Below are 22879 nucleotides of genomic sequence, written 5' to 3' on the forward strand. Positions count from 1 at the left end.
CCCATGTTCGGCGCCGTCGGCCATTTCCTCAGACTGTTCAAGATCGCCCGAACGCTGGCGCGCCACGACGCCATGTTCCCGCTTGACCTGCTGGCCATGCCGCCAGCCCTGCGCACGTCGCTGGGCGTGCTGACCGTGTTCAACCGGCGCCAGATCAATGCGCCGATCCCGCCCGGCGAGCGCCTCGCGCGCGCGCTGGAAGAGCTGGGGCCGACCTTCATCAAGCTGGGCCAAGCGCTGGCGACGCGCCCCGATATCGTCAATGCCGAGGTCGCCGAGGCGCTGACCCGGCTGCAGGACCGGCTGCCGCCGTTCCCGGGCGCAGAAGCACGTGCCATCATCGAAGACGAACTGGGCCAGCCGGTCGAGGCACTGTTCACCCAGTTCGACGACAACGCGGTCGCGGCGGCGAGCATCGCCCAGGTGCACAAGGCCGTGACCATCGACGGCCTGAAGGTGGCGGTGAAAGTGCTGCGCCCCGGCGTGCGCGAGGCGTTCAGGCGGGATCTCGGCACCTTCTTCTGGTTCGCGCGCCTGATGGAATCCCATGTGCCCGACACACGGCGCCTGCGCCCGATCAAGGTCGCCGAGACCTTCGCCGAAATGGTCGTGCTGGAGATGGACCTGCGGTACGAGGCCGCCGCCGGGAGCGAACTGCGCGAGAACATGGCCGGCGAACACGGTTTCCGCATTCCGCGCGTGCACTGGCCGACCACGTCCGAACGGATCCTGACCACCGAGTGGATCGATGGCACCCCGCTGGGCGACCGCGCCGCGCTGGAGGCGCTGGGCATCGACATGCGCGCGCTCGCCACGGTGCTGGTGCGCGTCTTCCTGCTGCAGGTGATGCGCGACGGCTTCTTCCATGCCGACCTGCACCAGGGCAATCTGTTCGTCGACACGGACGGCAATCTGGTCGCGGTGGATTTCGGCATCATGGGCCGCCTCGACCGCAAGTCGCGGCGCTACCTGGCGGAAATCCTGCGCGGTTTCCACACGGGCGATTACCGCCGCATCGCCGAGGTGCATTTCGAGGCCGGCTACGTGCCGCGCGGCAAGAACGTGGGCACCTTTGCCCAGGCCCTGCGCGCCATCGGCGAGCCCATCGCCGGCCGCCCGGTCCGCGACATTTCGTTCGGCAAGCTGCTGGCGCAGCTGTTCCAGATCACCGCCACCTTCGAGATGCGCACCCAGCCGCAACTTCTGCTGCTGCAAAAGACCATGGTGATGGCGGAGGGTCTCGCCATGTACATGGATCCGGAAATCAACATGTGGGAAGTGTCGCCGCCCGTGGTCCAGGCCTGGCTGGCGGACAACATGGGTCCCGACGCCTATCTGCGCGAAAGCGCCGAGGCGGCCCTGTCGCTGCTGCGCTCCATGCCGCTGATCGCCGAGGAACTGGAAAGGCGTGCCGACGCCCTCACCGCCGACGGCGTCAGGCTGCATCCGGAGAGCACGCGGCAGATCGGCGAGACCCAGGGACGCTTCCTGCAGACGCAGACCCTGGCGCTGTGGACCATTGCCGCGCTGCTCCTATTGTTGATAATGATTCTCGACTAAAGTAGTTCTTGCATCTGAATTGTGGGTTACCTAGCGTAACTACAGTTCCAGCCCGTAAATTTGGCGAGCATGCTCCAAGACAAACGCGTCCTGCTGATCATCGGCGGCGGCATCGCCGCCTATAAGGCTCTCGACCTGATCCGCCGCCTGCGCGAGCGCGGCGTGCATCTACGCGCCATCCTGACGAAAGCCGGCGGTGAATTCATTACCCCGCTCTCCGTCGCGAGCCTGACCGGCGAGAAGGTCTACACCGATCTCTTCTCGCTGACCGACGAAGCCGAGATGGGCCATATCCGCCTGTCGCGCGAGGCCGATCTGGTCCTGGTCGTCCCGGCCACCGCCGACCTGATGGCAAGCATGGCGCACGGCATCGCCCGCGATCTTGCCACCACCGCGCTGCTTGCCACCGACAAGCCGGTGATGATCGCCCCGTCCATGAACGTGCAGATGTGGAACCATCCCGCGACGCAGCGCAATCTGCGCACGCTCGAGGGTGACGGCATCCTGCGCGTTGGCCCTGGCAGCGGCGATCTGGCCTGCGGCGAGGTCGGCGACGGCCGGCTCGCCGATGTCATGGATATCGTCGCCGCCGCGGACAGGTTCTTCGACCGCGCGATGGTCGCGAACCGCCCCCTGGCAGGCAAGCGCGCGCTGGTCACCGCCGGGCCGACCCACGAGGCCATCGACCCGGTGCGGTACATCGCCAACCGGTCGTCGGGCAAGCAGGGCTACGCCATCGCCGAGGCGCTGGCGGCGCTGGGGGCCGAGACCATCCTGGTCTCCGGACCGACCACCCTGCCCGACCCGGCAGCTGTCACCACGGTGCGGATCAATTCGGCGCGCGAGATGCTGGCCGCCTGCGAGGCCGCCCTGCCCGCGGATGTCGCCGTCTGCGTCGCCGCCGTCGCCGACTGGCGTATGGCCGACGACGCGGCGCAGAAGATCAAGAAGAACGGCGGCGCCCCGCCCATGCTGAACCTCGTCGAGAACCCGGATATTCTGGCGACCCTGTCCAGCCGGGCCAAAGACCGACCTGCGCTGGTCGTGGGTTTCGCCGCCGAGACCGAGAAGGTCATCGAGCACGCCCGCGCCAAGCTGGGGCGCAAGGGCTGCGACTGGATCGTGGCCAACGACGTGTCGCCAGCCACCGGCATCATGGGCGGCGACGACAACACGGTGCATCTGGTCAGCCGGGCCGGGATCGAGGACTGGCCGCCGGCCAGCAAGGCCGACGTGGCGCGGCGTCTGGCGCAGCGCATCGCCGATCACCTGAAGGAGCCCACAGCCTGATGCCCGTACCTGTCCGACTCCGCCGTCTGCCTCACGCGGATGGCATGGCCCTGCCAGCCTATCAGACCGTCTCGGCCGCGGGCGCGGACCTGGTGGCCGCCGTCAGCGAGACCATCGTCCTGGCGCCCGGCGAGCGCGCGCTGGTTCCCAGTGGCATCGCCATCGAACTGCCGGACGGCTACGAGGCGCAGGTCCGGCCGCGCTCGGGACTGGCGTTGAAACACGGTGTCACGGTGCTGAACGCGCCCGGTACCATCGACGCCGACTATCGCGGCGAGATCGGCGTCATCCTCATCAATCATGGCCACGAGCCGTTCACCATCAGGCGGGGCGACCGTATCGCGCAGATGATCGTCGCCCCCTTCATCCAGGCCCAGTTCCACGAGGCCGAGCTCAGCGAGACCGCGCGCGGCGCGGGCGGGTTCGGCTCCACCGGCCAGGGCTAGCCCGGTGCTGAAGCTCTCGCGCAAAACCCTCTACGCACTCGAGGCGGTGGTCGACATCGCCTACAACGCGCGGGCCGAACCGGTGCAATCGAAGGAAATTACCCATCGTCAGGGCATCCCGCAGCGCTATCTGGAACAAGTGATGCAACAGTTGGTGCGCGCCGGGATCCTGAAGGGCGTGCGCGGTCCACGCGGCGGTTATCTGCTGGCGCGGGAGCGGCGGCGGGTATCGGTGGGCGAGATCGTGCGGGTCATCGCGGCCATGGAGGATGAAGGCGATGCGGGCGGCTATGCCTCGGAATCGGCCATGGGCCAGAGGATCATCGCGCCGTTGCTCGACTCCATCCGGCAGGACATGATGAAGCGGCTCGATTCGGTGACCGTCGAGGATCTTTGCAGCGAGGCCGCCGGCACCGGCGTGCCGCGCGACACCAAGGACCGGCTGGACTTCACCATCTGAGCCACGGGATTAAACAGGAGAGCGACATGGGTATCAGTCAAACCGGCACCAAGGGCCGCGGCAAGGTCTATGATTCGATCATCGACACCGTCGGCAACACGCCGCTGGTGCGTATCGACCGCATCGCCAAGGCGCACGGTGTGAAGGCCAACCTGATGGCCAAGCTGGAGTTCTTCAACCCGATCGCGTCGGTGAAGGACCGCATCGGCGTCTCCATGATCGAGGCCATGGAAGCGGCGGGCGTGCTGAAGCCGGACACCGTCATCATCGAGCCCACCTCGGGCAATACGGGCATCGCGCTCGCCTTCGTCTGCGCCTCCAAGGGCTATCGCCTGATCCTGGTGATGCCGGAGAGCATGTCGGTCGAGCGGCGCAAGATGCTGCTGCTGCTGGGCGCCGAACTGGACCTGACGCCGGCCGCCAAGGGCATGCGCGGCGCCATCCAGCGCGCCGAGGAACTGAAGGCCACCATGCCCAGCGCGGTGATCCCGCAGCAGTTCGACAACCCGGCCAATCCGGCGGTGCACCGCTCGACCACCGCCGAGGAGATCTGGAACGACACGGCGGGCGGCGTGGACGCCGTGATCTCGGGCATCGGCACCGGCGGCACCATCACCGGCGTCGGCGAGGTCCTGAAGGCGCGCAAGCCCGGCCTGCGCATGATCGCGGTCGAGCCCGAGGACAGCCCGATCCTGTCCGGCGGCCAGCCCGGCCCGCACAAGATCCAGGGTATCGGCGCGGGCTTCGTCCCGTCGATCCTCAATACGGAGATCATCGACGAAGTGCTGACCATCGGCAACGAGACCGCTTTCGCCTATGCGCGCGAGCTGGCCAAGACCGAAGGCATTCCCGTCGGCATCTCGTCGGGTGCCGCTGTCGCCGCCGCGGTCGAGGTGGGCAGCCGGCCGGACATGGCGGGCAAGAACATCGTCATCATCATCCCGTCCTTCGCCGAGCGCTATCTGTCGACGCAGCTTTTCGAAGGGCTTTGATGGATTTCAGCGACGACCAGATCGAGCGGTACGCCCGGCACATCATCCTGAAGGAAATCGGCGGCGCCGGGCAGCAGAAGCTGCTGGCCGCCAAGGTTCTGGTGGTGGGCGCCGGCGGTCTGGGATCGCCGCTGCTGATGTATCTGGCCGCCGCCGGCGTTGGTACGCTGGGCGTCATCGACGACGACACCGTGTCGCTGTCCAACCTGCAGCGCCAGATCCTGCACAAGACAGCCGATATCGGCCGCGCCAAGGTAGATAGTGCGACAGAGGCGCTGGCAGCACTCAATCCGGATGTGCGCGTCGTGATTCACCCGCACCGGCTGACCGCCGCCAACGCGCTGGAGATCATCGCCGGCTATGATCTGGTGGCCGACGGCAGCGACAATTTCGGCACCCGCTTCCTGGTCAACGACGCCTGCTATCTGGCGAAGGTCCCACTCGTGTCCGCCGCCATCGGTCAGTTCGAAGGCCAGTTGTCCACCTACAAGGCCCATCAGGGCGGCCAGCCGTGCTATCGCTGCGTCTTTCCGGAGAAGCCGCCGGAAGGCACCGTGCCCAGCTGCGCCGAAGCCGGCGTGATCGGCGCGCTGGCGGGCGTGATGGGCTCGCTCCAGGCCGTCGAGGTGATCAAGGAGATCACCGGCATCGGCCAGTCCATGGCGGGCCGCCTGACCATCTATGACGCGCTGGACGCCCGGTTCCGCACCCTGAAACTGCGGCCCGATCCCCTATGCGCCCTGTGCGGCGAACACGCCACCATCCACGACCTGACGCTCCACGCCGCATGAGCGCGATCGAGAAGCTTTCCCTCGTCATCCATTCGGGCGACTTCTCGCGCGTCCACTATGCGCTGGTGATGGCGAGCGCGGCGGCGGCCATCGGCAAGCCGGTCACCATCCTGTTCGCCGGCACATCCGTGCGCCTTCTGGTCAAAGGCCATGTCAAACCGGACGACGATCACCGCATCAAGGCGCTGCGGGTCGCCGGATTCGAGGAACTGCTGCTCGCCTGCAACGATCTGGGCGCGCGCCTGCTGGTGTGCGAGACGGCGCTGGCCCTGTGCGAGATCAAGCCCGCCCAGCTCCGCGAGGATATCAGCCTGGAAATCGCGGGCGCGGTGACGTTCCTGAACGATACGTCTTCCGGAGGCGGTCTGGTTTTCGTGTGAGTTGTCTTTGGATTGTGTTATCATTGCCATCATTGATGGCGGGATAAGTCATGGGCGACATCACCATACGAAAACTCGACGACGATGTGATCCGAGGCTTGGCGATCCGGGCGGCGAAGCGGGGCGTGTCGCGCGAGGAAGAGTCGAGGCGGATACTGACGGAGGCCGTACGGCGGTCTGTTGACGATGTCTGGGAGCGTCTGGCCAGCCATCGCGAGGAAACCCGTGGGACGCACCAGACTGATAGCGCCGAATTGCTGCGTGAAATTCGGGATTCCCGTTAGTGGAGCGCGCGGTCGTCGACGCCAGTGTCGCGATCAAGTGGACAATCGAGGAAAACAATAGTCAGGAAGCGCTGCATCTCGCCGCGAGAACCTTATTGATCGCACCGCACCTGATGCTGACGGAATGCGGAAACATTCTGTGGCGCAAGGCCCGCCTGGGTGAGATTACGCCTCAAGCCGCTGTCGACTGGCACGCCGACCTTGCTCTCGTTCCGGTGGAGTACATGGACGACCATGCGCTGTTGCCGAAGGCGCTTGCGCTGGCCGTGCGACTGGACCATCCGGTTTACGACTGCCTCTATGTCGCCGCGTCCCTGGAGTGCGGCGCGCCTCTGGTCACCGCAGATGCGAGACTGCATCGCAAGCTGCTCGCCAGCGGCGGTCTCGCGGTCGCTCCAGTCCTGCTCAGCGAACTGAAATCCTAGAGCAGGCCTTCGAGGACCCGGTCGGGCGGCGCGTGGCCATCGACGAAGGTCTTGATGTTGATGATGACCTTCTCGCCCATGTCGATGCGGCCCTCGATGGTGGCAGAGCCCATGTGCGGCAGCAGCACAACGTTGTCCATGGCGAGCAGCTTGGGGTTCACCGCCGGCTCGTGCTCGAACACGTCGAGACCGGCGCCGGCCAGTTCCTTGTTGCGCAGCATGCGGATCAGCGCGTTCTCGTCGATGACCTCGCCGCGCGCGGTGTTGACGATGTAGGCGTGCGGGCGGAGGAGCGCCAGGCGGCGCGCGGACAGCAGGTGGAAGGTGGCGGGTGTGTGCGGGCAGTTCACCGACACGATGTCCATGCGCGCCAGCATCTGGTCCAGGCTTTCCCAGTAGGTCGCCTCCAGTTCCGCCTCGGTCGCCTCGTCCACGCGGTTGCGGTTGTGATAATGGATCTGCATGCCGAACGCCTTGGCGCGGCGGGCGACCGCCGAACCGATCCGGCCCATGCCGATGATGCCGAGACGCTTGCCCCAGATGCGGTGACCCAGCATGCCCGTCGGCGACCAGCCCTGCCAATCGCCGTCGCGCAGCAGGCGTTCGCCTTCGGAGAGGCGGCGCGGCACGGCCAGCATCAGCGCCAGCGTCATGTCGGCGGTATCCTCGGTCAGGACGCCGGGCGTGTTGGTGACGGTAATGCCGCGCTGACGCGCCGTCGCAAGGTCGATGTGATCGACACCGGTGCCGAAATTGGCGATGAGGCGCAGATCCGGATTGGCCTGCACCAGTACGCCGGCGTCGATCCGGTCCGTCACCGTGGGCACCAGCACGTCGGCTTCCTTGGCGGCGGCGATCAGCTCGGCCTGGGTGAACGGTTTATCCTCGAGATTCAGGCGGACGTCGAACAGTTCCATCAGCCGCGTCTCGATGGGATCGGGCAGCTTGCGGGTGACCACGACCCTGGTCTTCCTGTACGACATCCAAACGCCCTCCAAGGCGGTGCAACACTGGGATTCCGGGGGAAATGTCGGCCTGATCCCCTCGGGCTGTGTCTAGCAGATGTACCCCCTGGTTTCAAACGCACAAGGCGCAACCGACCGCGACCCTTCTTGACCGTCCGCCATGGCAGGCATAAACCTTTGTGGCACCACGAATTAAGAGCCCGCGCCGTTGCCGCTTTTCACCAGGTACCTGATCGCTCTCTGGCTTTGCGCCGCCGGTTTCGGCGCGCTGCCGGCGCACGCCCAGGAAGAGGAAAGTGGCGGTGAAGGCGGCGTGACCGGCCTGCCGCTGCCACGTTTCGTCACGCTGGCGGCGAGCCCCATCAACATGCGCGTCGGCCCCGGGATGCGTTATCCCATCGACTGGGTCTACAAGCGCAAGGGGATGCCGGTCGAGATCATCGCCGAGTACGAGCTGTGGCGCAAAGTCCGCGATGTGGACGGCACGGAAGGCTGGGTGCTCAAGCACATGGTCTCGTCCAAGCGCGGCGCCATCGTCACCGTTGCCGTCGCCACCCTGCGGCGCTCGCCCGACGACACCGCACCGCCGGTGGCCTACGCCAAGAAAGGCGTGCAGGGCGTGCTGGAAGAATGCCGTGCCGACTGGTGCCAGCTTGACGTCTCGGGCACGGAAGGCTGGCTGCGCAAGTCGAGCCTCTGGGGCGCCTACACAGCGGAAACCTACAAGAAATAGCCGTGGGCTTCAGCCCTCCGGCCGCGCGCCGCCAGCCGCCGCCAGCAACGAGGAGAGCGGCTTCATGACGTCGTGCAGCGCCGCCCGCTGGGCATCGGGCGTCCAGGCCTCGGGGTCGAAGACCGCCTGCACGGCGATGCCGTAGATGGTCGTCATGATCTTCTGGGACAGGTCATGGGCCGACTCCGGGGCGCAGCCCAGCGCCCGCAGATTGTCCTCGATCAGGCCACGCTGCTGACGCGAATAGAGCCGCTGGACGGCCGCCAGGTCCGGATTGAACAGCGCCTCGGTCCAGAAGCAGAGCCACACGACCCAATCGTCGAACTCCTCGTCGCTGAGTGGCAGGATATGATCGATCGACGCCAGCATGGCGCGGCCGTCGGCGCCGGGCCGGGTGCGGCGGCCCCGCGCCCGCTGGACCACGAACTTGTAGGTCTCGACCAGGATTTCCTGCCGGTTGGCGAAATAATGGCTGATCGAGGTGGTGCTGCACAGTAATGCGCCGGCCAGATTCCGGAACGTGACCGCTCCCATGCCGCGTGTCGCGATGAGCCGCGCCGCCGCCGCGGCGACATCCTCCCTGCGTTGATTCTGGTCCACATCGATGGGCAAGAGCGGTTCCCGACTGAAGATAAGATGAGTGTTGTATAACGTGCGTTCTTTGATACCATCCCGACCAGCCGTTTAACATACTTCCGGGCCTCGCTTAAGCGCCCGGATCGTCACACCGACTTCCAGGGGAATCAATCATGACCACTACGCCGGAGTTGCTCCGTGAAAGCCAGATCGCGGCATGGAACGATATCGCCGACGTCATCGTCATCGGCTATGGCATTGCCGGCGCCTGCGCCGCGCTGGAGGCACGCCGTGCCGGCGCCGACGTGCTGGTGATCGAGCGGGCCAGCGGCGGCGGCGGCGCCAGCGCGCTGTCGGCGGGCATCTTCTATCTGGGCGGCGGCACCGCCGTGCAGAAGGCGGTCGGCTATGACGACACGCCCGAGGACATGTTCAAATTCCTGATGGCCAGCACCGGCGCGCCGGACGCCCGCATGGTGCGACGCTTCTGCGACGACGCGGCCGCCCATTTCGACTGGCTGGAGGCCCAGGGCGTGCCCTTCGAGCGGACCTATTACAAGGACAAGGCGGTCATCGCGCCCACCAGCGATTGTCTCGCCTCGACCGGCAACGAGAAGGCATGGCCCTATTACACGTTCGCCAAACCGGTGCCGCGTGGCCACAAGGTGGCCAAGGAAGGCGATGGCGGCGGCGCGCTGGCCATGAACGCGCTGATCGCGCGCTGCGCCGACGAGGGCGTCCGCGTGGCGACGGACAGCCAGGTGACGGCCCTGGTCCGCGACGACGCCGGCCGGATCATGGGCGTGCGCGTGCGCCAGACCAGCGGACCGGTGCATCTGCGCGCCCGTCGTGGCGTGATCCTCGCCGCCGGTGGCTTCGGCATGAACAAGGAACTGATGCGCCAGTACGCGCCGCGGCTGCCCGAAACCGCCGAAGCGCTGGGCATTCCCCACAATGACGGCGCGGCGCTGATGTTGGGACTGTCCGCGGGCGCGGCGACCCAGGCCATGGGCGGCACCATCGCCACCTCGTCCTTCTATCCGCCGGGCGAGCTGATCAAGGGCATCGTGGTCAACAAGCGCGGCGAACGGTTCGTGGCCGAGGATTCCTACCATGGCCGCACCGCCGAGCACATCGCCGAGCAGCCGGACGCCGCGGCCTGGCTGATCCTGGATTCGGAGATATTCGCCTATCCTCAGATCCAGCACCGGCTCGTCGATGGCTGGGACACGGTCGCCGAAATGGAGGTCGGGCTGAAGCTGCCTCCGGGATCGCTCCAGAAGACGATGGCCGAGTACAACACGGCTGCCGCGCAGGGACGCGACCCGCTCTGGAACAAGCATCCGGACTGGGTCAAGCCGCTGGACAAGGGTCCGTATGCGGCCTTCGACCTGTCCTATACCAGTTCAACCTACCGTTACCTGACCTTGGGCGGCATCCGCACCACCGCCGAGAGCGAGGTGATCGGGGAAGACGGTCTGATCATTCCCGGCTTCTATGCCGCGGGCGCATGCGTCTCCAGCATCCCGCAGGATGGCAAGGGCTATGCGAGCGGTCTGAGTCTTGGGCCGGGCTCGTATTACGGTCGGGTCGCCGGTATCAACGCGGCGCGGGCGACGCTGAACAGCTAAGGCCGCGACGAGATGGGCCACCTTCCCGCACCAGCGGGATGGTGGGGCATCCCATCCTAATCGAAATCCGCGGCCAGGGCCGCGCGCGTGGCGGGCGAGAGCATGGCCATGTGCTGATAGCCCTCATGACCGATACCAAGGATCACCGGCGTCGCCGGATCCCGGAACGCCGCGATCGCCTCGGGCGTGAACGGGAAGTGCAGGAAGTGCACCGACGAGGTCTTGCCGTCGGCGGTGGTGCGGTCGACATCCTCTTCCGCCTTGCCGGTCACTACATGCCCGCCCATGGTGAAGGTGACAGTCTGCTCGACGCCAGCCAGCTTGCCGAGCACGCGGCGGCGCCGGTTCTCGTCGTCGATCTCGAACATCATGGTGGCGATCAGTTCGCTGCCCTGCGGGATCAGCGGATTGTAGGCGGCCAGTTCATCGGCGATCTGTTCGTCGCCGCCCTTCTCGATGTAGAGCATCTCGTGAATCTGGAGCCACATGGTTTCGTAGCTCTCGAAGTAGAAGGTCACGTAAGGCCCGACCTCGATGCGGCGGTGCTTCTTCCGGCTTACCACCTCAGCGCGTTTTTCCTTGCGGACCTTGCCGTACTCGGCGGTGGGCAGGATGTCCGCGCGGGTGATCTGTCGCGGATGTGCGGTCATGGTCTTTCCTTTTCCAGGCCCGACAATGCGCCGGGCCGTTCCTAAAGCTGGATACCGTAGGCCAGCGCCATCAGTTCCATGGGATGATACGACCGGGCCGGCGTCTTGGCCTTGTCGATGCGTTCCATGCCCTGCAGCATATGGTCCGCCGCCAGCGGACATTCGCTCGACAGATAGGCCTTGCCCTGTTTCACGGCGTTCTGGGCGGCGGGCTTGCCGACCTTGAGGGCCACCTCGAAATTCTCGGTCATCATGCCCCACGAACCGCCATGGCCGGAACAGCGCTCGATCACCGAGACGTCCGGCTCGGGCAGCAGGCGCAGCATCTCGGCTGCCTTGGGCCCCATGTTCTGCGCGCGCGCATGGCAGGCCAGATGCACCGTGACGCCGCCGGGCAGGCTTTGCAGTCCGTCGGCCAGGCCGTTCTTGCGCGCGATGTCGACGATGTATTCGGCGGCGTCGAAGGTGGCGCCGGAAACCGTCCGAACCGCCGGATCATCCGGAAGGATGAGCGGCCACTCGAATTTCAGCATGAGCGCGCAAGACGGCACCAGCGCGATGACGTCGTAGCCCTTCTCGATCCAGGGCACCAGTTCAGCCGTGACGATGCGGGCATTCTCGGCGACGCCCTCGAGATTGCCGTGTTCCATCATCGGCATGCCGCAGCACTTGGGATAGACCACTTCGGTCTCGACCCCGTTGCGCGCCAGCACCGCCTGGGTGGCGACGCCGATGTCCGGATTGTTGTAATTGGCGAAGCAGGTGGCGTAGAGCACTGCCTTGCGGCCGTGCGCCGGCGCCTGGGGGTTGACCGCGGGCGGATTCTTCTTCGCCCGGCGGACGAAGGTGTCGCCGTGGAATTTCGGGACAATCGCCTTGCGGTCGACGCCGGCGACCTTTTCCATGACCGGCCGGGTCAGTCCGTTGTCCAGATCGGTCGCCCAGTTGGCGATCGGCGCGACCGCGCCGAAGAGCTTGCCGTTCCGGTCGGTTTCGACCAGCTGCTCGCGGACGAAATCCTTGTGACCGTGTTTCCGCTCGGCGGCGCGGTAGCGCAGCATCAGATGCGGGAAGTCCAGATTGAATTCGTGCGGCGGCACGTAAGGACATTTGGTCATGAAGCACAGATCGCAGAGCGTGCACGCATCCACGACCGGCTTGAAATCGGCGCTGGCCACCGAATCCAGTTCCATGGTTTCGGAGGCATCGACCAGGTCGAACAGTCTGGGAAAGGAATCGCAGAGGTTGAAGCAGCGGCGGCAGCCGTGGCAGATGTCGAAAACCCGGCGCATCTCCTCGTCCAGCTTCTCGGCATCGTAAAAATCCGGGTTGTTCCAGTCCAGCGGATGGCGGACCGGTGCGTCGAGACTGCCCTCACGCATGTAGCTTCCCCTTGCTTGTCTATTGGCGAAAGGCCGGCCGGAGCCTCATCGTGCCCCGGCCGGAACCCGTCGGTCGCTGGGCGGCTTACGAGCCCAGGCTGTCCAGAGCCTTCTGGAAACGGCCGGCGTGCGAACGCTCGGCCTTCGCCAGCGTCTCGAACCAGTCGGCGATTTCGTCGAAGCCTTCTTCGCGCGCCGTGCGCGCCATGCCCGGATACATGTCGGTGTATTCGTGGGTTTCGCCCGCGATGGCGGCCTTCAGGTTCAGCGAGGTCTCGCCGATCGGCTCACCGGTGGCCGGATCGCCGACTTCCTCGAGGAATTCGAGATGGCCGTGGGCGTGGCCGGTTTCACCTTCCGCGGTGGAGCGGAACACGGCGGCGACATCGTTGTAGCCTTCCACGTCGGCCTTCTGCGCGAAATACAGATAGCGACGGTTGGCCTGGCTTTCGCCGGCGAAAGCGGCTTTCAGATTGTCTACGGTCTTGGACCCGGCAAGTGACATGATGATCTCCTGAACTAGTGGTTCTGTGTTCCCCGGCCTCCGGAAAGGCCCCAGCACGACGAACGGACGCCGGCGTGACGTTACTATCACACCCTGAGCCAAGCATGGTCAAGACTTATTTAGAATGATTCTAAATAAGCTCGGAGAGGATTGGGAAACTATTCGTCCTGCAGCCGGAAGACGATGTCCATGCGGGCGATCCGGCGGCCGTCGGGCGCCTGTGGCAGCCCGGCGACAGTAACCTGATCGGCGGGGATATCGGTCAACTGGCCGGATTTCTCGCACAGGAAGTGGTAATGATCGCCGATGTTGGTATCAAAATAGGTTTTACCGGCATCCACCATGATTTCGCGCAATAGGCCGGCATCCGTAAACTGGTGCAGCGTATTGTAGACCGTCGCCAGCGAGACGCGGGCCCCGGACTGCTGCGCTTCCTCGTGCAGCGTCTCGGCTGTCACGTGACGGTCGTAGCCCTGCTCGAACAGCAGCTTCGCCAAGGCCAGGCGCTGGCGCGTGGGCCGCAGATCCGCTTCGCGGAGGCGGGCGATCGCTTGGGCATAGGGACGTTCGTTCATGGTCCAGTCCATCGAAGGATGCGCGGGTGAGCGCAAGCTGCGCATCACTCTCATTAGATTGACTCCAGATTGCGAAAGTCAAGCGGACGGCGGATCAAGGCGGCACTAACGCACACCCGAGGCGTTCGCCTCGTGTCGCGATCGGACAGAAAAGGGAGCGCCACATGATCAGGACATTGCTGTTTGCCGCCGCGACCGCCGGCTGCCTCGGCCTCGCCGGCGCCGCCTCGGCGCAAGGGGACTGTCTCGCCTATGGACCCAGCCCCGTGGCGCTGACGGGCATGGTCAGCTCGCTGCAGGCGTCGGGACCGCCGGGCTATGGCAAGACGCCCGAGACCGACGCCGTTGTCCAGGTGCCCATCCTGCAGATGACGCCGCCCGCCTGCGTCGCGGCGGACACGGCCGATCCCGCCCGCGTGGCCCTGCAGGACGTCAACACGATCCAGCTGGTGTTTCAGCCGCAAGGGCCTCGGTTCAGGGCCGAGATGACAGGTACCAGTTTCATGGTGGCCGGCACGCTCGTGCCGCCGGCAGGCCCGCAGCACATCACGCCGGTCGTCCTGGTCGTGGACCGGATGGAGCAGGTGCTCGCGCCAGCGGCGGATTAGTCGCCGGTGGCGATCCGGTCGACGAGCTGCTTGACCGTCGGCACGAAACCGTTCGAGTAGAACGGGTCCTGCGCGAAACGGTAGGCGCTGTGACCGGCGAACATGAGATTGTTCTCCAGATCGCCGCCATGGGCGATGTCCATCAGCGTCTTCTGAATGCAGAAGCTGCGCGGATCGGCCTTCTTGCCATTCGAGAAGTCGCCATGGTCGGCCCAGTTGGAGAAGCGGCAGGCGCTGAGACAGCCCATGCAGTCCGCCTGATCCTTCTGGATTTCGCGCTGCTTCTCGGGACCGACGAAGATCAGGGTCTGATCCGGCGTGCGCATGGGCTGGGTGTAGCCGGCGGCGCGCCAGTTTTCCGCATGATCGAAATCGCCCGGCGTCAGGTAGAGGGTATTCTTGCGGGCGCCGAGCGAGAACGGCACCTGATGCTCGCCGACCGGCTCGGTGGTATAGGCAATCTGCCGTTCGCTGCGGCCGTCAAGTTCGCGCAGGAAGTCGTTGCGCACGGCGGAGGAATAGAATCCCGTCGGCGAATGGCGGTGTAACTGGATGTCGCCTTCCTCCAGCGTCATCAGCCGCTGCTTCCACTGTTCCGGAATAGGGCTTTCCTGGGTCAGCAACGGCCGGGTGCCGAACTGGAAGCAGATCGGCCCCACTTCGGGATTGTCGATCCAGTCCTCGAAATCACGCAGGAACCAGACGCCGCCGGCCATGATGATCGGCGTGTCGTGCAGCCCGCATTCGTTCATCTGCTTGCGCAACTCGACGATGCGCGGATAAGGCGATTCGGGGCGGAGGGGATCTTCCGAATTGGAAAGACCGTTATGCCCGCCCGCCAGCCAGGGATCCTCGTAGACGACGCCGCCAAGAAACTCCGAGAACTTGAAATACGCGCGTTTCCAGAGGGCGCGGAAAGCGCGGCCCGAAGAAATGATGGGATAATAGTGGACGCCGTACCGGGCGGCGATTTCGCCCAGCTTGTAGGGCATGCCCGCGCCGCAGGTGACGCCGTGGATGAGCCCCTTGGCCCGCTCCAGAACGCCATGCAGGATGCGCTGGGCACCGCCCATTTCCCACAGCACGTTGATGTTGATGAAGCCCTGACCGTTGGCCCTGTCATAGGCCTCGCGGATCTGGGCCAAGCCGCCGCGGATACCGAAATCGATCAGTTCCTCGTGGCGGTCCTGACGCGTGCGCCCGTGATAGACATACGGCACGAGCCGGCCATCGGCGTCATAGGAATCGGCGTTGACGCAGGACACGGTGCCAATGCCGCCGGCCGCGGCCCATGCGCCAGAGCTGTAGCCATTGGTGACGGAAATGCCCTTGCCGCCTTCGATCAGGGGCAGGACTTCTTTTCCGGCTATCCGGATGGCGTTAAGTGCTTTCATTGATCGGGACGGTCCTCATGCCGTTTCGGCCCGAAGGCTCCTACAGGAGCCAAATAGGCCAAAACGGCACGAAAACCAAGTCTCATCAATCCCGGCGCGGCTTCTTGGCCTCGCGGGTGTCGGGCAGTTCCTCGCCCGTCTCCTGATTCACCAGCCGCATGGACAGGCGAACCTTGCCGCGATCGTCGACGCCGAGGACCTTCACCTTTACGGGCTGGCCTTCCTTGATGACGTCGGAAACCTGGGCGACGCGTTCCTCGCGCAGCTCGGAAATGTGCACCAGTCCGTCCTTGTTGCCGATGAAGTTCACGAAGGCGCCGAAGTCGACGACCTTGACGACTTTGCCGTCATAGATCACGCCCACTTCCGGCTCGGCGACGATGCCGGTGATCCAGGCACGCGCCTTCTTGATGGCTTCCGGATCGCTGGAGGCGATCTTGATGGTGCCGTCGTCCTCGATATCGATCTTGGCGCCGGTCTGCTCGACGATCTCGCGGATCACCTTGCCGCCGGTCCCGATGACTTCACGAATCTTGTCCTTCGGCACGCTCATCGTCTCGATGCGCGGCGCGTTGGAGCTGAGTTCACCGCGCGACTGGTCGAGCGACTTGGCCATTTCGGCGAGGATATGGATGCGGCCGCCCTGCGCCTGAGCCAGCGCGGACTGCATGATGTCCTTGGTGATCCCGGTGATCTTGATGTCCATCTGCAGCGAGGTGATGCCTTCCGACGTGCCCGCCACCTTGAAATCCATGTCGCCGAGGTGATCCTCGTCGCCGAGGATGTCGGACAGAACGGCGTAGCTGCCGTCCTTTTCCAGAATCAGGCCCATGGCGATGCCCGACACGGGCCGCTTGATCGGCACGCCCGCGTCCATCATGGCGAGGGACGAGGAGCACACGGTGGCCATGGAACTGGAGCCGTTCGATTCGGTGATCTCCGACACCACGCGGATGGTGTAGGGGAACTCCTCCGCCGAGGGCAGGACCGCCTGGAGGGCGCGCCACGCCAGCTTGCCGTGACCCACCTCGCGGCGGCCGGTGAACCCGGAGCGGCCAACTTCACCGACCGAGAAGGGCGGGAAGTTGTAGTGCAGCATGAAGCGCGAGCGCCAGTTGCCCTCGAGCGAATCGATGATCTGCTCGTCATCGCCGGTGCCCAGGGTGACCACGCCCAGCGACTGCGTTTCGCCGCGGGTGAACAGGCACGAGCCGTGGGTGCGCGGCAGGACCGTGACCTCGGCCAGGATCTGGCGAACGGTGGTCAGGTCGCGGCCATCGATACGGCGGCTGGTCTTGATGATGTTGCCACGGACGATGGTCTTTTCCAGGTCCTTCAGCAGCGTCTTGACCACGCTGGGATCGGCTGGGGGATCCATGTCGGCCAGTGCCGCGACGACCTTGCTCTTGGCTTCGCTGATGGCCTTGGTGCGGACCTGCTTTTCGGTGTTGGCGTAGGCCGCGCGCAGGGCGGGCTCGCCCAGTTCGGCGATGCGGGCCTCGAGCGCGCTGTTGTCGGGGCCTTCCGGCAGCGACCACGGTTCCTTGGCCGCCTCTTCGGCCAGATCGATGATCAGGTCGATCACGGGCTGCATCTGCTCATGACCGAACATGACGGCGCCGAGCATGACTTCCTCGCTCAGCTCGGCGGCCTGCGATTCCACCATCAGCACCGCGGTGCTGGTGCCGGCCACGGCCAGATCGAGCTGTGAATTCGGCAGGTCGTCGATCGAAGGGTTCAGGACGTACGCGCCATCGATATAGCCGACGCGCGCGCCGCCGATCGGGCCCAGGAACGGAATGCCCGAAATGGTCAGCGCCGCCGAGGCGCCGATCATGGCGACCATGTCCGGGTCGTTCTCCATGTCGTGGCTGAGCACGGTGCAGAGCACCTGGGTTTCGTTGCGGAAACCGGCGGGGAACAGCGGACGGATCGGACGATCGATCAGGCGCGAGGTCAGCGTCTCCTTTTCGGTCGGACGGCCTTCACGCTTGAAGAAGCCGCCCGGAATCTTGCCGGCGGCGTAATATTTCTCGGTGTAGTTGACGGTCAGCGGGAAGAAGTCCAGGCCCGGCTTGGGCGACTTTTCCGCGACGACGGTGCACAATACGACGGTATCGCCGTAGCTGACCATGACGGCGCCGTCGGCCTGACGGGCGACGCGACCGGTTTCGAGGACCAGCTTGCGGCCGCCCCAGTTGAGTTCCTTACGGGTAATGTTAAACATGGCTAATCCTAATTCTTGCGCGGCGGGCCCCATTGCCTGCCGCCCCTTCCTCGTCTCTTTCAATTCGAAGGCCTTCATCCGCCATTGACGGCGGGCATTACGACAAAGGCGCCGGACGATGCCGGCGCCTTCATGTTACTTGCGCAGACCGAGGCGCTGGATGAGCGAAGCATAGCGCGCTTCGTCCACTTTTTTCACGTAGTCCAGCAACCGGCGGCGCTGGTTGACCATCTTGATCAGACCGCGGCGGGAGTGGTTGTCCTTGGCGTGGGTCTTGAAGTGTCCGGTCAGATTGTTGATCCGTTCGGTCAGGATCGCGACCTGGACTTCGGGGGAACCGGTGTCGCCCTTGACGACAGCGTATTCACCAATCAGTTCTTCCTTGCGGGCAGGCGTAATCGACATCGAGCATCTCCTTATGAGTTGAAAAGCCGCTTGGGCTTGAGGTTTCCGTCCTCGAGCACGCCCAAACCGACGGCTTTCCCGGACACCTTGATCACCACCTCGCCATTCAGCTGACGCGGCACGAAGACCGCTTGGCCGTGACGGAGACGGTCGGCCTCGCTTTCCATCACGGCGACCGCCGGGATGTCGTCCAGCGGTGTCTCGATGGGCAGCAAAAGGCCCGAAGGCGGCGCACTATTGCCCAATTCCCCAATCTTATCCAGTGAAAACGAGTCGGCCTCGTGGAACGGGCCGACCCGGGTTCGGCGCAGGGCTGTCACATGACCGAAGGTCCCGAGCCGAACGCCGAGATCGCGGGCGAGCGAACGGACATAGGTGCCCTTGCCGCAATCGACCTCGAAATCGGCACTGTCCGCGCCAGCGGCCAGCAGGCTGAACCGATCCACCTGAACCTCGCGCGGCGGCAGGTCCGGCGGCGCGCCATCCCGCGCAAGGTCGTAGGCCCGCTCGCCATCGACCTTGATCGCCGAATAGGATGGCGGCTTCTGCTGGATCAGGCCGGTGAATTCGGGCAGCACCGCCTCGATGGCCGCGGCGTCGGGACGCACGTCGCTGGTGCCGGTCACGGCGCCCTCGCTGTCGTCGGTATCCCGGCCCTCGCCCCACTGCACGGTGAACTTGTAGGTCTTGCTGCCGCCCATGGCGTAGGAAACCAGCTTGGTGGCATCGCCCAGCGCCAGCGGCAGCACGCCGGTGGCCAGCGGATCGAGCGTGCCGGCATGGCCGACCTTGGCCGCGTCCAGCATCCGCTTGACGCGCGCGACCGCATGCGCCGACGTCACGCCCTGCGGCTTGTCGACGACAATCCAGCCGGTGATGGGCCGGCCCTTATTACGACGTCCCATATGTAGTCTATTCGTCCTCGGAGGAATCTTTGTCCAGGTCGCGGCGCACGCCGGGCTCGTTGAGCAAGGTGCCGATCCGCTCGGCGATCTCGAACGAGCGATCGACCGAGAACCGCAACTGGGGCGTATAGCGCAGGGCCACCTCGTGGGAGACCTGGCCACGCAGGTAGCGAGCGCAGCGATTGAGCCCGGCCGCCACCTTTTCCGCATCATGACCGCCCAACGGCATGATCCACGCCGTCGCGTTCTTGAGATCGGGGCCGAGCTCGACTTCGGTCACCGTCACCGACACGCCGACGAGGGCGGGATCGCGCAGATCGCCGCGTGACAGCACCTCCGCCAACGCGTGGCGAAGCACTTCGCCGACGCGGCTTTGACGCTGGGTCCGCGGACCCCCGCGTGCTCTGGTCATGACCTTCTCGCCTCGCTCGTGACGGTTACAGCGTGCGGGCGCGTTCTTCGACCGAGTAGACCTCGATCTTGTCGCCGGCCTTCACCTCGTTGAAGTTCTCGATGGTGATACCGCATTCGGTACCCGCCACGACCTCCTTCACCTCGTCGCGGAAACGGCGCACCGAACTGATCTTGCCATCGTGAACAATAGTGTCGTTGCGCAGCACGCGCGCCCGCGCATCGGCCCGGACCGCACCGTCCGTGACGATACAGCCAGCGGCCTTGCCCTTGCCCGCCGCGAACACTTCCTTGACATCGGCGATGCCGAGGATGGTTTCGCGAATTTCGGGCGACAGCATGCCGGACAGCGCCGCCTTGATCTCGTCGACCAGGTCGTAGATCACCGAGTAGTAACGGATTTCCACGCCGTTCTGCTCCGCCATGGTGCGGGCCTTGCCCGGCGCGCGGACGTTGAAGGCCAGAATCGGAGCCTTCGAGGCCTCGGCCAGCATCACGTCCGATTCGGACACGCCGCCGACGCCGCTGAGCAGGACCTTCACGGCAACTTCGTCGGTGTTCATGGACGTCAGCGCGTTGGCGATGGCCTCGGCCGAGCCATGCACGTCGGCCTTGATCACCACGGGCAGCTCCTGCGCTTCCTTGGTCTTCAGCCTGTCCATCATGGCCTCGAGCGACGCGCGCGCGAGCGGCGCGGCGGCCTTTTCCTTAGCCTGACGCTGACGATACTCGGAGATCTCGCGGGCCCGGGCCTCGCTCTCGACCACCAGGAAGTCGTCGCCCGCCATGGGCGCGCCGGTCGCGCCGAGCACGGCGACCGGCTGCGCCGGACCGGCTTCCTTCAGATTCTTGCCCTTGTCGTCGATCAGGGCACGGACGCGGCCCGATTCGGCGCCCATCACGAAGATGTCGCCGATCCGCAAGGTGCCCCGCGTGACCAGAACGGTCGCGACGGCGCCGCGTCCCTTGTCCAGCATGGATTCAATGACCACGCCTTCGCCGGGGCGGTTCGGATTCGCGCGCAGCTCGAGCACTTCGGACTGCAGGATGATGGCTTCTTCCAACTTCTCGAGATTGAGCCGCTGCTTGGCCGAGACTTCCACGTCGAGGACGTCGCCGCTGAGCTTTTCCACCACGATCTCGTGCTGGAGCAGGCCCTGGCGCACCTTGTCCGGATCGGCCTCGTGCTTGTCGATCTTGTTGATCGCCACGATGATCGGCACGCCCGCCGCGCGAGCATGCTGAATCGCCTCGGCCGTCTGCGGCATGATACCGTCATCGGCCGCCACGACCAGCACCACGATATCCGTGACCTGAGCGCCGCGGGCGCGCATGGCCGTGAACGCCGAGTGGCCGGGCGTGTCGAGGAAGGTGATCTTCTCGCCGCCAGGCATGGTCACCTGATAGGCGCCGATATGCTGGGTGATGCCGCCGGCCTCGCCCGCCACCACGTCGGTGGCGCGCAGAGCGTCGAGCAACGAGGTCTTGCCGTGGTCGACATGGCCCATGACCGTCACGACCGGCGGACGCGGCCGCAGATCATCGGGATTGTCCGCGTCGCCGGACAGACCGGCCTCCACATCCGCTTCGGCGACTCGCTTCATCTTATGGCCCATCTCGGCCACGACGATTTCAGCCGTATCCGCGTCAATAGTGTCGTTGACGCCGACCAGGACGCCGATTTTCATCAGCTCGCGCACCACGTCGTGGGCACGCTCGGTCATGCGGTTGGCCAGTTCAGCCACGGTAATGTGCTCGGGAACGATGATTTCGCGGAACAGCTTCTCCGGCGCGCCCGAGGCACGGCGGTTGGCCTTCTGCTTTTCACGCGCTCGCCGCATGGCGGCCAGCGACCGCTGACGCTCCTCGGCACCGTCATCCAGCGCACGCTGGACGGTAAGCTTGGAATTGGCGCGGCGCGGATCGGCCTTCGGCGTCGGCTTGGCGTGCGCCTTCGCGGCGCCCGCGCCCGGACCGGCGCCGGCACGCGCCTTCTTCTTGCGCTCGTCTTCCTCTTCCTCGTCGATCAGCGTCGCGCTGCGGACGCGATCCTCGGCCTTGGGCACGCGGCGTGCTTCATCGGCGGCGGGCGCGGCAGGGGTCGCGACGGCGGCCGGCGCGGTGCGCGCGGCCTGGGGCTGCGCCTGGCCGGGTTCGACGCGTGGCTTCGGCTTCGCCACCGTGACCTGTGGCTCGGGGCGGGCACGCTCCTCGACCGGCGCCGGTTCGGCGACGGGCTTGGGCTGAAGCGCCTCCTCGCGCGCCTTGCGCTCGGCTTCCTCGGCCTCGCGACGCAAGCGCTCTTCTTCCTCGGCCTTGCGGCGGGCCTCTTCCTCGGCCTGGCGCTTGGCTTCTTCTTCCTTGCGGACGCGCTCGAGCTCTTCCTGACGGCGTGCTTCTTCCAGCGCGCGCATGCGGACGGCTTTCTCGTCCTTGGTCAGGTGGCCGTCGCCGCCATCATGATCGTGGCCACCGCCATGCTCGCCGTCACGGGTGATGACGCGGCGGCGCTTGCGCTCCACGACCACGGGCTTGCCGCGTCCATGGGACAGACTCTGCCGTACCTGCCCGGAGCCCGCGTCCACAGTCTTCTTCAACTGCAGCGTCTTGCCGGAAGACAGGGTGAGCTTCGTGTCACCGCTTTCCTTGGTTTCGCTCATTCACCGTTCCTCAATTCGCGTTCGGACAGCCCATCAGGGCTTTCGCACTGCCGATAACCGGCAAGCATATTCACATCGGCCACAAAACGCCGGGCCAGGCCGCCGTCGCGCAGGGCAGCATGTACCACATTCCCGCGCCCCAAGGCCAAACTCAATTGCTCGGACGTGAAAAGGTCCACGTCCGGCCGGCCTGCCGCGAGGCCATAAAGCTTGCGCCGGCCATCGGGCGAGGCATCGCTGGCGGTGACCAGCACCGCCGCCTCGCCGCTCTGCAACCAGCCCTTCACCTTCTCGAAACCGGCCACGATGTCGCCGGCCTTCCGGGCAAGACCCAGCAGGTTCAGGCAACCATTCACCCATTGGCTTTCGATCAGCGCGGGCAGGCCCTCGGGCACGCTGACCTTGCGGCGCGCGGCGCGAGAAAAGGCATTCTTCGCACAAGCGGTTTCCACCAGGTCGCGCCGTGCCGAGACCCACAGGCCGCGGCCAGGCAGCTTACCCCTGAGATCGGGAACGATGACGTCGCCGGGACCGACGACAAAACGCACGAGCCCCGCCTGCGGCTGGGTCTCGCCGCTTACGATGCATCGTCGTTCCGCCACATGGTCCTCACGCGTCATCCAT

Annotated in this window: 25 protein-coding genes; 12 read left to right on the forward strand and 13 right to left on the reverse strand. The window is 65.5% G+C overall.

Going from position 1 to position 22879, the window contains the following annotated elements:
• Window positions 1-3 precede the first annotated feature (3 nt).
• From ubiB to WJU17_RS11415, 9 genes are all read left to right on the forward strand, one after another.
• A complete protein-coding gene (ubiB, locus tag WJU17_RS11375; protein WP_346327516.1) occupies window positions 4-1560 on the forward strand; it encodes a 2-polyprenylphenol 6-hydroxylase in 1557 nt (518 codons plus the stop codon).
• Between the two features lie 69 nt (window positions 1561-1629).
• Complete coding sequence (gene coaBC, locus WJU17_RS11380) at window positions 1630-2850, forward strand: bifunctional phosphopantothenoylcysteine decarboxylase/phosphopantothenate--cysteine ligase CoaBC (RefSeq protein ID WP_346327517.1); 1221 nt, start codon at window positions 1630-1632, stop codon at window positions 2848-2850.
• Window positions 2850-3296: a dUTP diphosphatase gene (gene dut / locus WJU17_RS11385; RefSeq protein WP_346327518.1), complete on the forward strand. Its 447-nt coding sequence runs from the start codon at window positions 2850-2852 to the stop codon at window positions 3294-3296. The genes coaBC and dut overlap by 1 nt, the downstream gene beginning before the upstream one ends.
• Before the next feature lie 4 nt (window positions 3297-3300).
• Window positions 3301-3756: an Rrf2 family transcriptional regulator gene (locus tag WJU17_RS11390; RefSeq protein WP_346327519.1), complete on the forward strand. Its 456-nt coding sequence runs from the start codon at window positions 3301-3303 to the stop codon at window positions 3754-3756.
• A gap of 26 nt (window positions 3757-3782) precedes the next feature.
• Entirely contained in the window at window positions 3783-4748 is a 966-nt protein-coding gene (cysK, locus tag WJU17_RS11395; protein ID WP_346327520.1) for a cysteine synthase A, read from the forward strand.
• Entirely contained in the window at window positions 4748-5539 is a 792-nt protein-coding gene (moeB, locus tag WJU17_RS11400; RefSeq protein WP_346327521.1) for a molybdopterin-synthase adenylyltransferase MoeB, read from the forward strand. The genes cysK and moeB overlap by 1 nt, the downstream gene beginning before the upstream one ends.
• A complete protein-coding gene (locus WJU17_RS11405; RefSeq protein WP_346327522.1) occupies window positions 5536-5919 on the forward strand; it encodes a DsrE family protein in 384 nt (127 codons plus the stop codon). The genes moeB and WJU17_RS11405 overlap by 4 nt, the downstream gene beginning before the upstream one ends.
• A gap of 50 nt (window positions 5920-5969) precedes the next feature.
• Window positions 5970-6203 (forward strand): hypothetical protein, encoded by a 234-nt coding sequence (locus WJU17_RS11410; RefSeq protein ID WP_346327523.1) that lies wholly within the window; start codon window positions 5970-5972, stop codon window positions 6201-6203.
• Window positions 6203-6628 (forward strand): type II toxin-antitoxin system VapC family toxin, encoded by a 426-nt coding sequence (locus WJU17_RS11415; RefSeq protein ID WP_346327524.1) that lies wholly within the window; start codon window positions 6203-6205, stop codon window positions 6626-6628. Before WJU17_RS11410 ends, WJU17_RS11415 begins: the two co-directional genes overlap by 1 nt.
• Here WJU17_RS11415 and WJU17_RS11420 read toward each other — a convergent pair.
• A complete protein-coding gene (locus tag WJU17_RS11420) occupies window positions 6625-7611 on the reverse strand; it encodes a D-glycerate dehydrogenase (protein ID WP_346327525.1) in 987 nt (328 codons plus the stop codon). The genes WJU17_RS11415 and WJU17_RS11420 overlap by 4 nt on opposite strands.
• A gap of 190 nt (window positions 7612-7801) precedes the next feature.
• On the opposite strand from WJU17_RS11420, the gene WJU17_RS11425 reads away from it, so the two are divergent.
• Entirely contained in the window at window positions 7802-8326 is a 525-nt protein-coding gene (locus WJU17_RS11425; protein WP_346327526.1) for an SH3 domain-containing protein, read from the forward strand.
• A 9-nt stretch (window positions 8327-8335) separates the two neighbouring features.
• On the opposite strand, the gene WJU17_RS11430 is transcribed toward WJU17_RS11425, so the two are convergent.
• Complete coding sequence (locus tag WJU17_RS11430) at window positions 8336-8938, reverse strand: TetR/AcrR family transcriptional regulator (protein WP_346327527.1); 603 nt, start codon at window positions 8936-8938, stop codon at window positions 8336-8338.
• Window positions 8939-9075: 137 nt separating this feature from the next.
• Here WJU17_RS11430 and WJU17_RS11435 point away from each other — a divergent pair, with 137 nt between their 5' ends.
• Window positions 9076-10533: an FAD-dependent oxidoreductase gene (locus WJU17_RS11435; protein WP_346327528.1), complete on the forward strand. Its 1458-nt coding sequence runs from the start codon at window positions 9076-9078 to the stop codon at window positions 10531-10533.
• Window positions 10534-10589: 56 nt separating this feature from the next.
• Here WJU17_RS11435 and WJU17_RS11440 read toward each other — a convergent pair whose 3' ends face one another.
• The 4 genes from WJU17_RS11440 to irrA all read right to left on the reverse strand — a co-directional run bounded on the left by WJU17_RS11440 (window position 10590) and on the right by irrA (window position 13645).
• A complete protein-coding gene (locus WJU17_RS11440) occupies window positions 10590-11183 on the reverse strand; it encodes a DUF3501 family protein (RefSeq protein WP_346327529.1) in 594 nt (197 codons plus the stop codon).
• Between the two features lie 41 nt (window positions 11184-11224).
• Window positions 11225-12565, reverse strand: coding sequence for a heterodisulfide reductase-related iron-sulfur binding cluster (locus WJU17_RS11445; protein ID WP_346327530.1), 1341 nt, complete (start codon window positions 12563-12565; stop codon window positions 11225-11227).
• An 85-nt stretch (window positions 12566-12650) separates the two neighbouring features.
• Window positions 12651-13070 (reverse strand): rubrerythrin family protein, encoded by a 420-nt coding sequence (locus WJU17_RS11450; RefSeq protein ID WP_346327531.1) that lies wholly within the window; start codon window positions 13068-13070, stop codon window positions 12651-12653.
• Window positions 13071-13228: 158 nt separating this feature from the next.
• On the reverse strand, window positions 13229-13645 hold the full coding sequence (irrA, locus tag WJU17_RS11455; protein WP_346327532.1) for an iron response transcriptional regulator IrrA: 417 nt from the start codon (window positions 13643-13645) through the stop codon (window positions 13229-13231).
• Between the two features lie 164 nt (window positions 13646-13809).
• Between irrA and WJU17_RS11460 the strand changes: the two genes are divergently transcribed.
• Window positions 13810-14253 (forward strand): hypothetical protein, encoded by a 444-nt coding sequence (locus WJU17_RS11460; protein WP_346327533.1) that lies wholly within the window; start codon window positions 13810-13812, stop codon window positions 14251-14253.
• Here the strand turns inward: WJU17_RS11460 and WJU17_RS11465 are convergent.
• From WJU17_RS11465 to WJU17_RS11495, 7 genes are all read right to left on the reverse strand, one after another.
• Window positions 14250-15647, reverse strand: coding sequence for a nitronate monooxygenase (locus tag WJU17_RS11465; protein WP_346327534.1), 1398 nt, complete (start codon window positions 15645-15647; stop codon window positions 14250-14252). The two genes, WJU17_RS11460 and WJU17_RS11465, sit on opposite strands and share 4 nt — an antisense overlap.
• Before the next feature lie 85 nt (window positions 15648-15732).
• The gene (gene pnp, locus WJU17_RS11470; RefSeq protein WP_346327535.1) at window positions 15733-17907 is read right to left on the reverse strand and encodes a polyribonucleotide nucleotidyltransferase; all 2175 of its coding nucleotides are present in this window, start codon (window positions 17905-17907) and stop codon (window positions 15733-15735) included.
• A gap of 102 nt (window positions 17908-18009) precedes the next feature.
• The gene (rpsO, locus tag WJU17_RS11475; RefSeq protein ID WP_346327536.1) at window positions 18010-18279 is read right to left on the reverse strand and encodes a 30S ribosomal protein S15; all 270 of its coding nucleotides are present in this window, start codon (window positions 18277-18279) and stop codon (window positions 18010-18012) included.
• 11 nt (window positions 18280-18290) lie between these two features.
• On the reverse strand, window positions 18291-19184 hold the full coding sequence (gene truB / locus WJU17_RS11480; RefSeq protein ID WP_346327537.1) for a tRNA pseudouridine(55) synthase TruB: 894 nt from the start codon (window positions 19182-19184) through the stop codon (window positions 18291-18293).
• A 7-nt stretch (window positions 19185-19191) separates the two neighbouring features.
• Window positions 19192-19596, reverse strand: a complete 405-nt coding sequence (gene rbfA, locus WJU17_RS11485; RefSeq protein ID WP_346327538.1) for a 30S ribosome-binding factor RbfA — start codon at window positions 19594-19596, stop codon at window positions 19192-19194.
• Window positions 19597-19621: 25 nt separating this feature from the next.
• Complete coding sequence (infB, locus tag WJU17_RS11490) at window positions 19622-22255, reverse strand: translation initiation factor IF-2 (protein WP_346327539.1); 2634 nt, start codon at window positions 22253-22255, stop codon at window positions 19622-19624.
• Window positions 22252-22875: an RNA-binding protein gene (locus tag WJU17_RS11495; RefSeq protein WP_346327540.1), complete on the reverse strand. Its 624-nt coding sequence runs from the start codon at window positions 22873-22875 to the stop codon at window positions 22252-22254. Before WJU17_RS11495 ends, infB begins: the two co-directional genes overlap by 4 nt.
• Window positions 22876-22879 lie beyond the last annotated feature (4 nt).

This window comes from Iodidimonas sp. SYSU 1G8 (assembly GCF_039655775.1).
Lineage (GTDB): Bacteria > Pseudomonadota > Alphaproteobacteria > SMXS01 > SMXS01 > RI-34.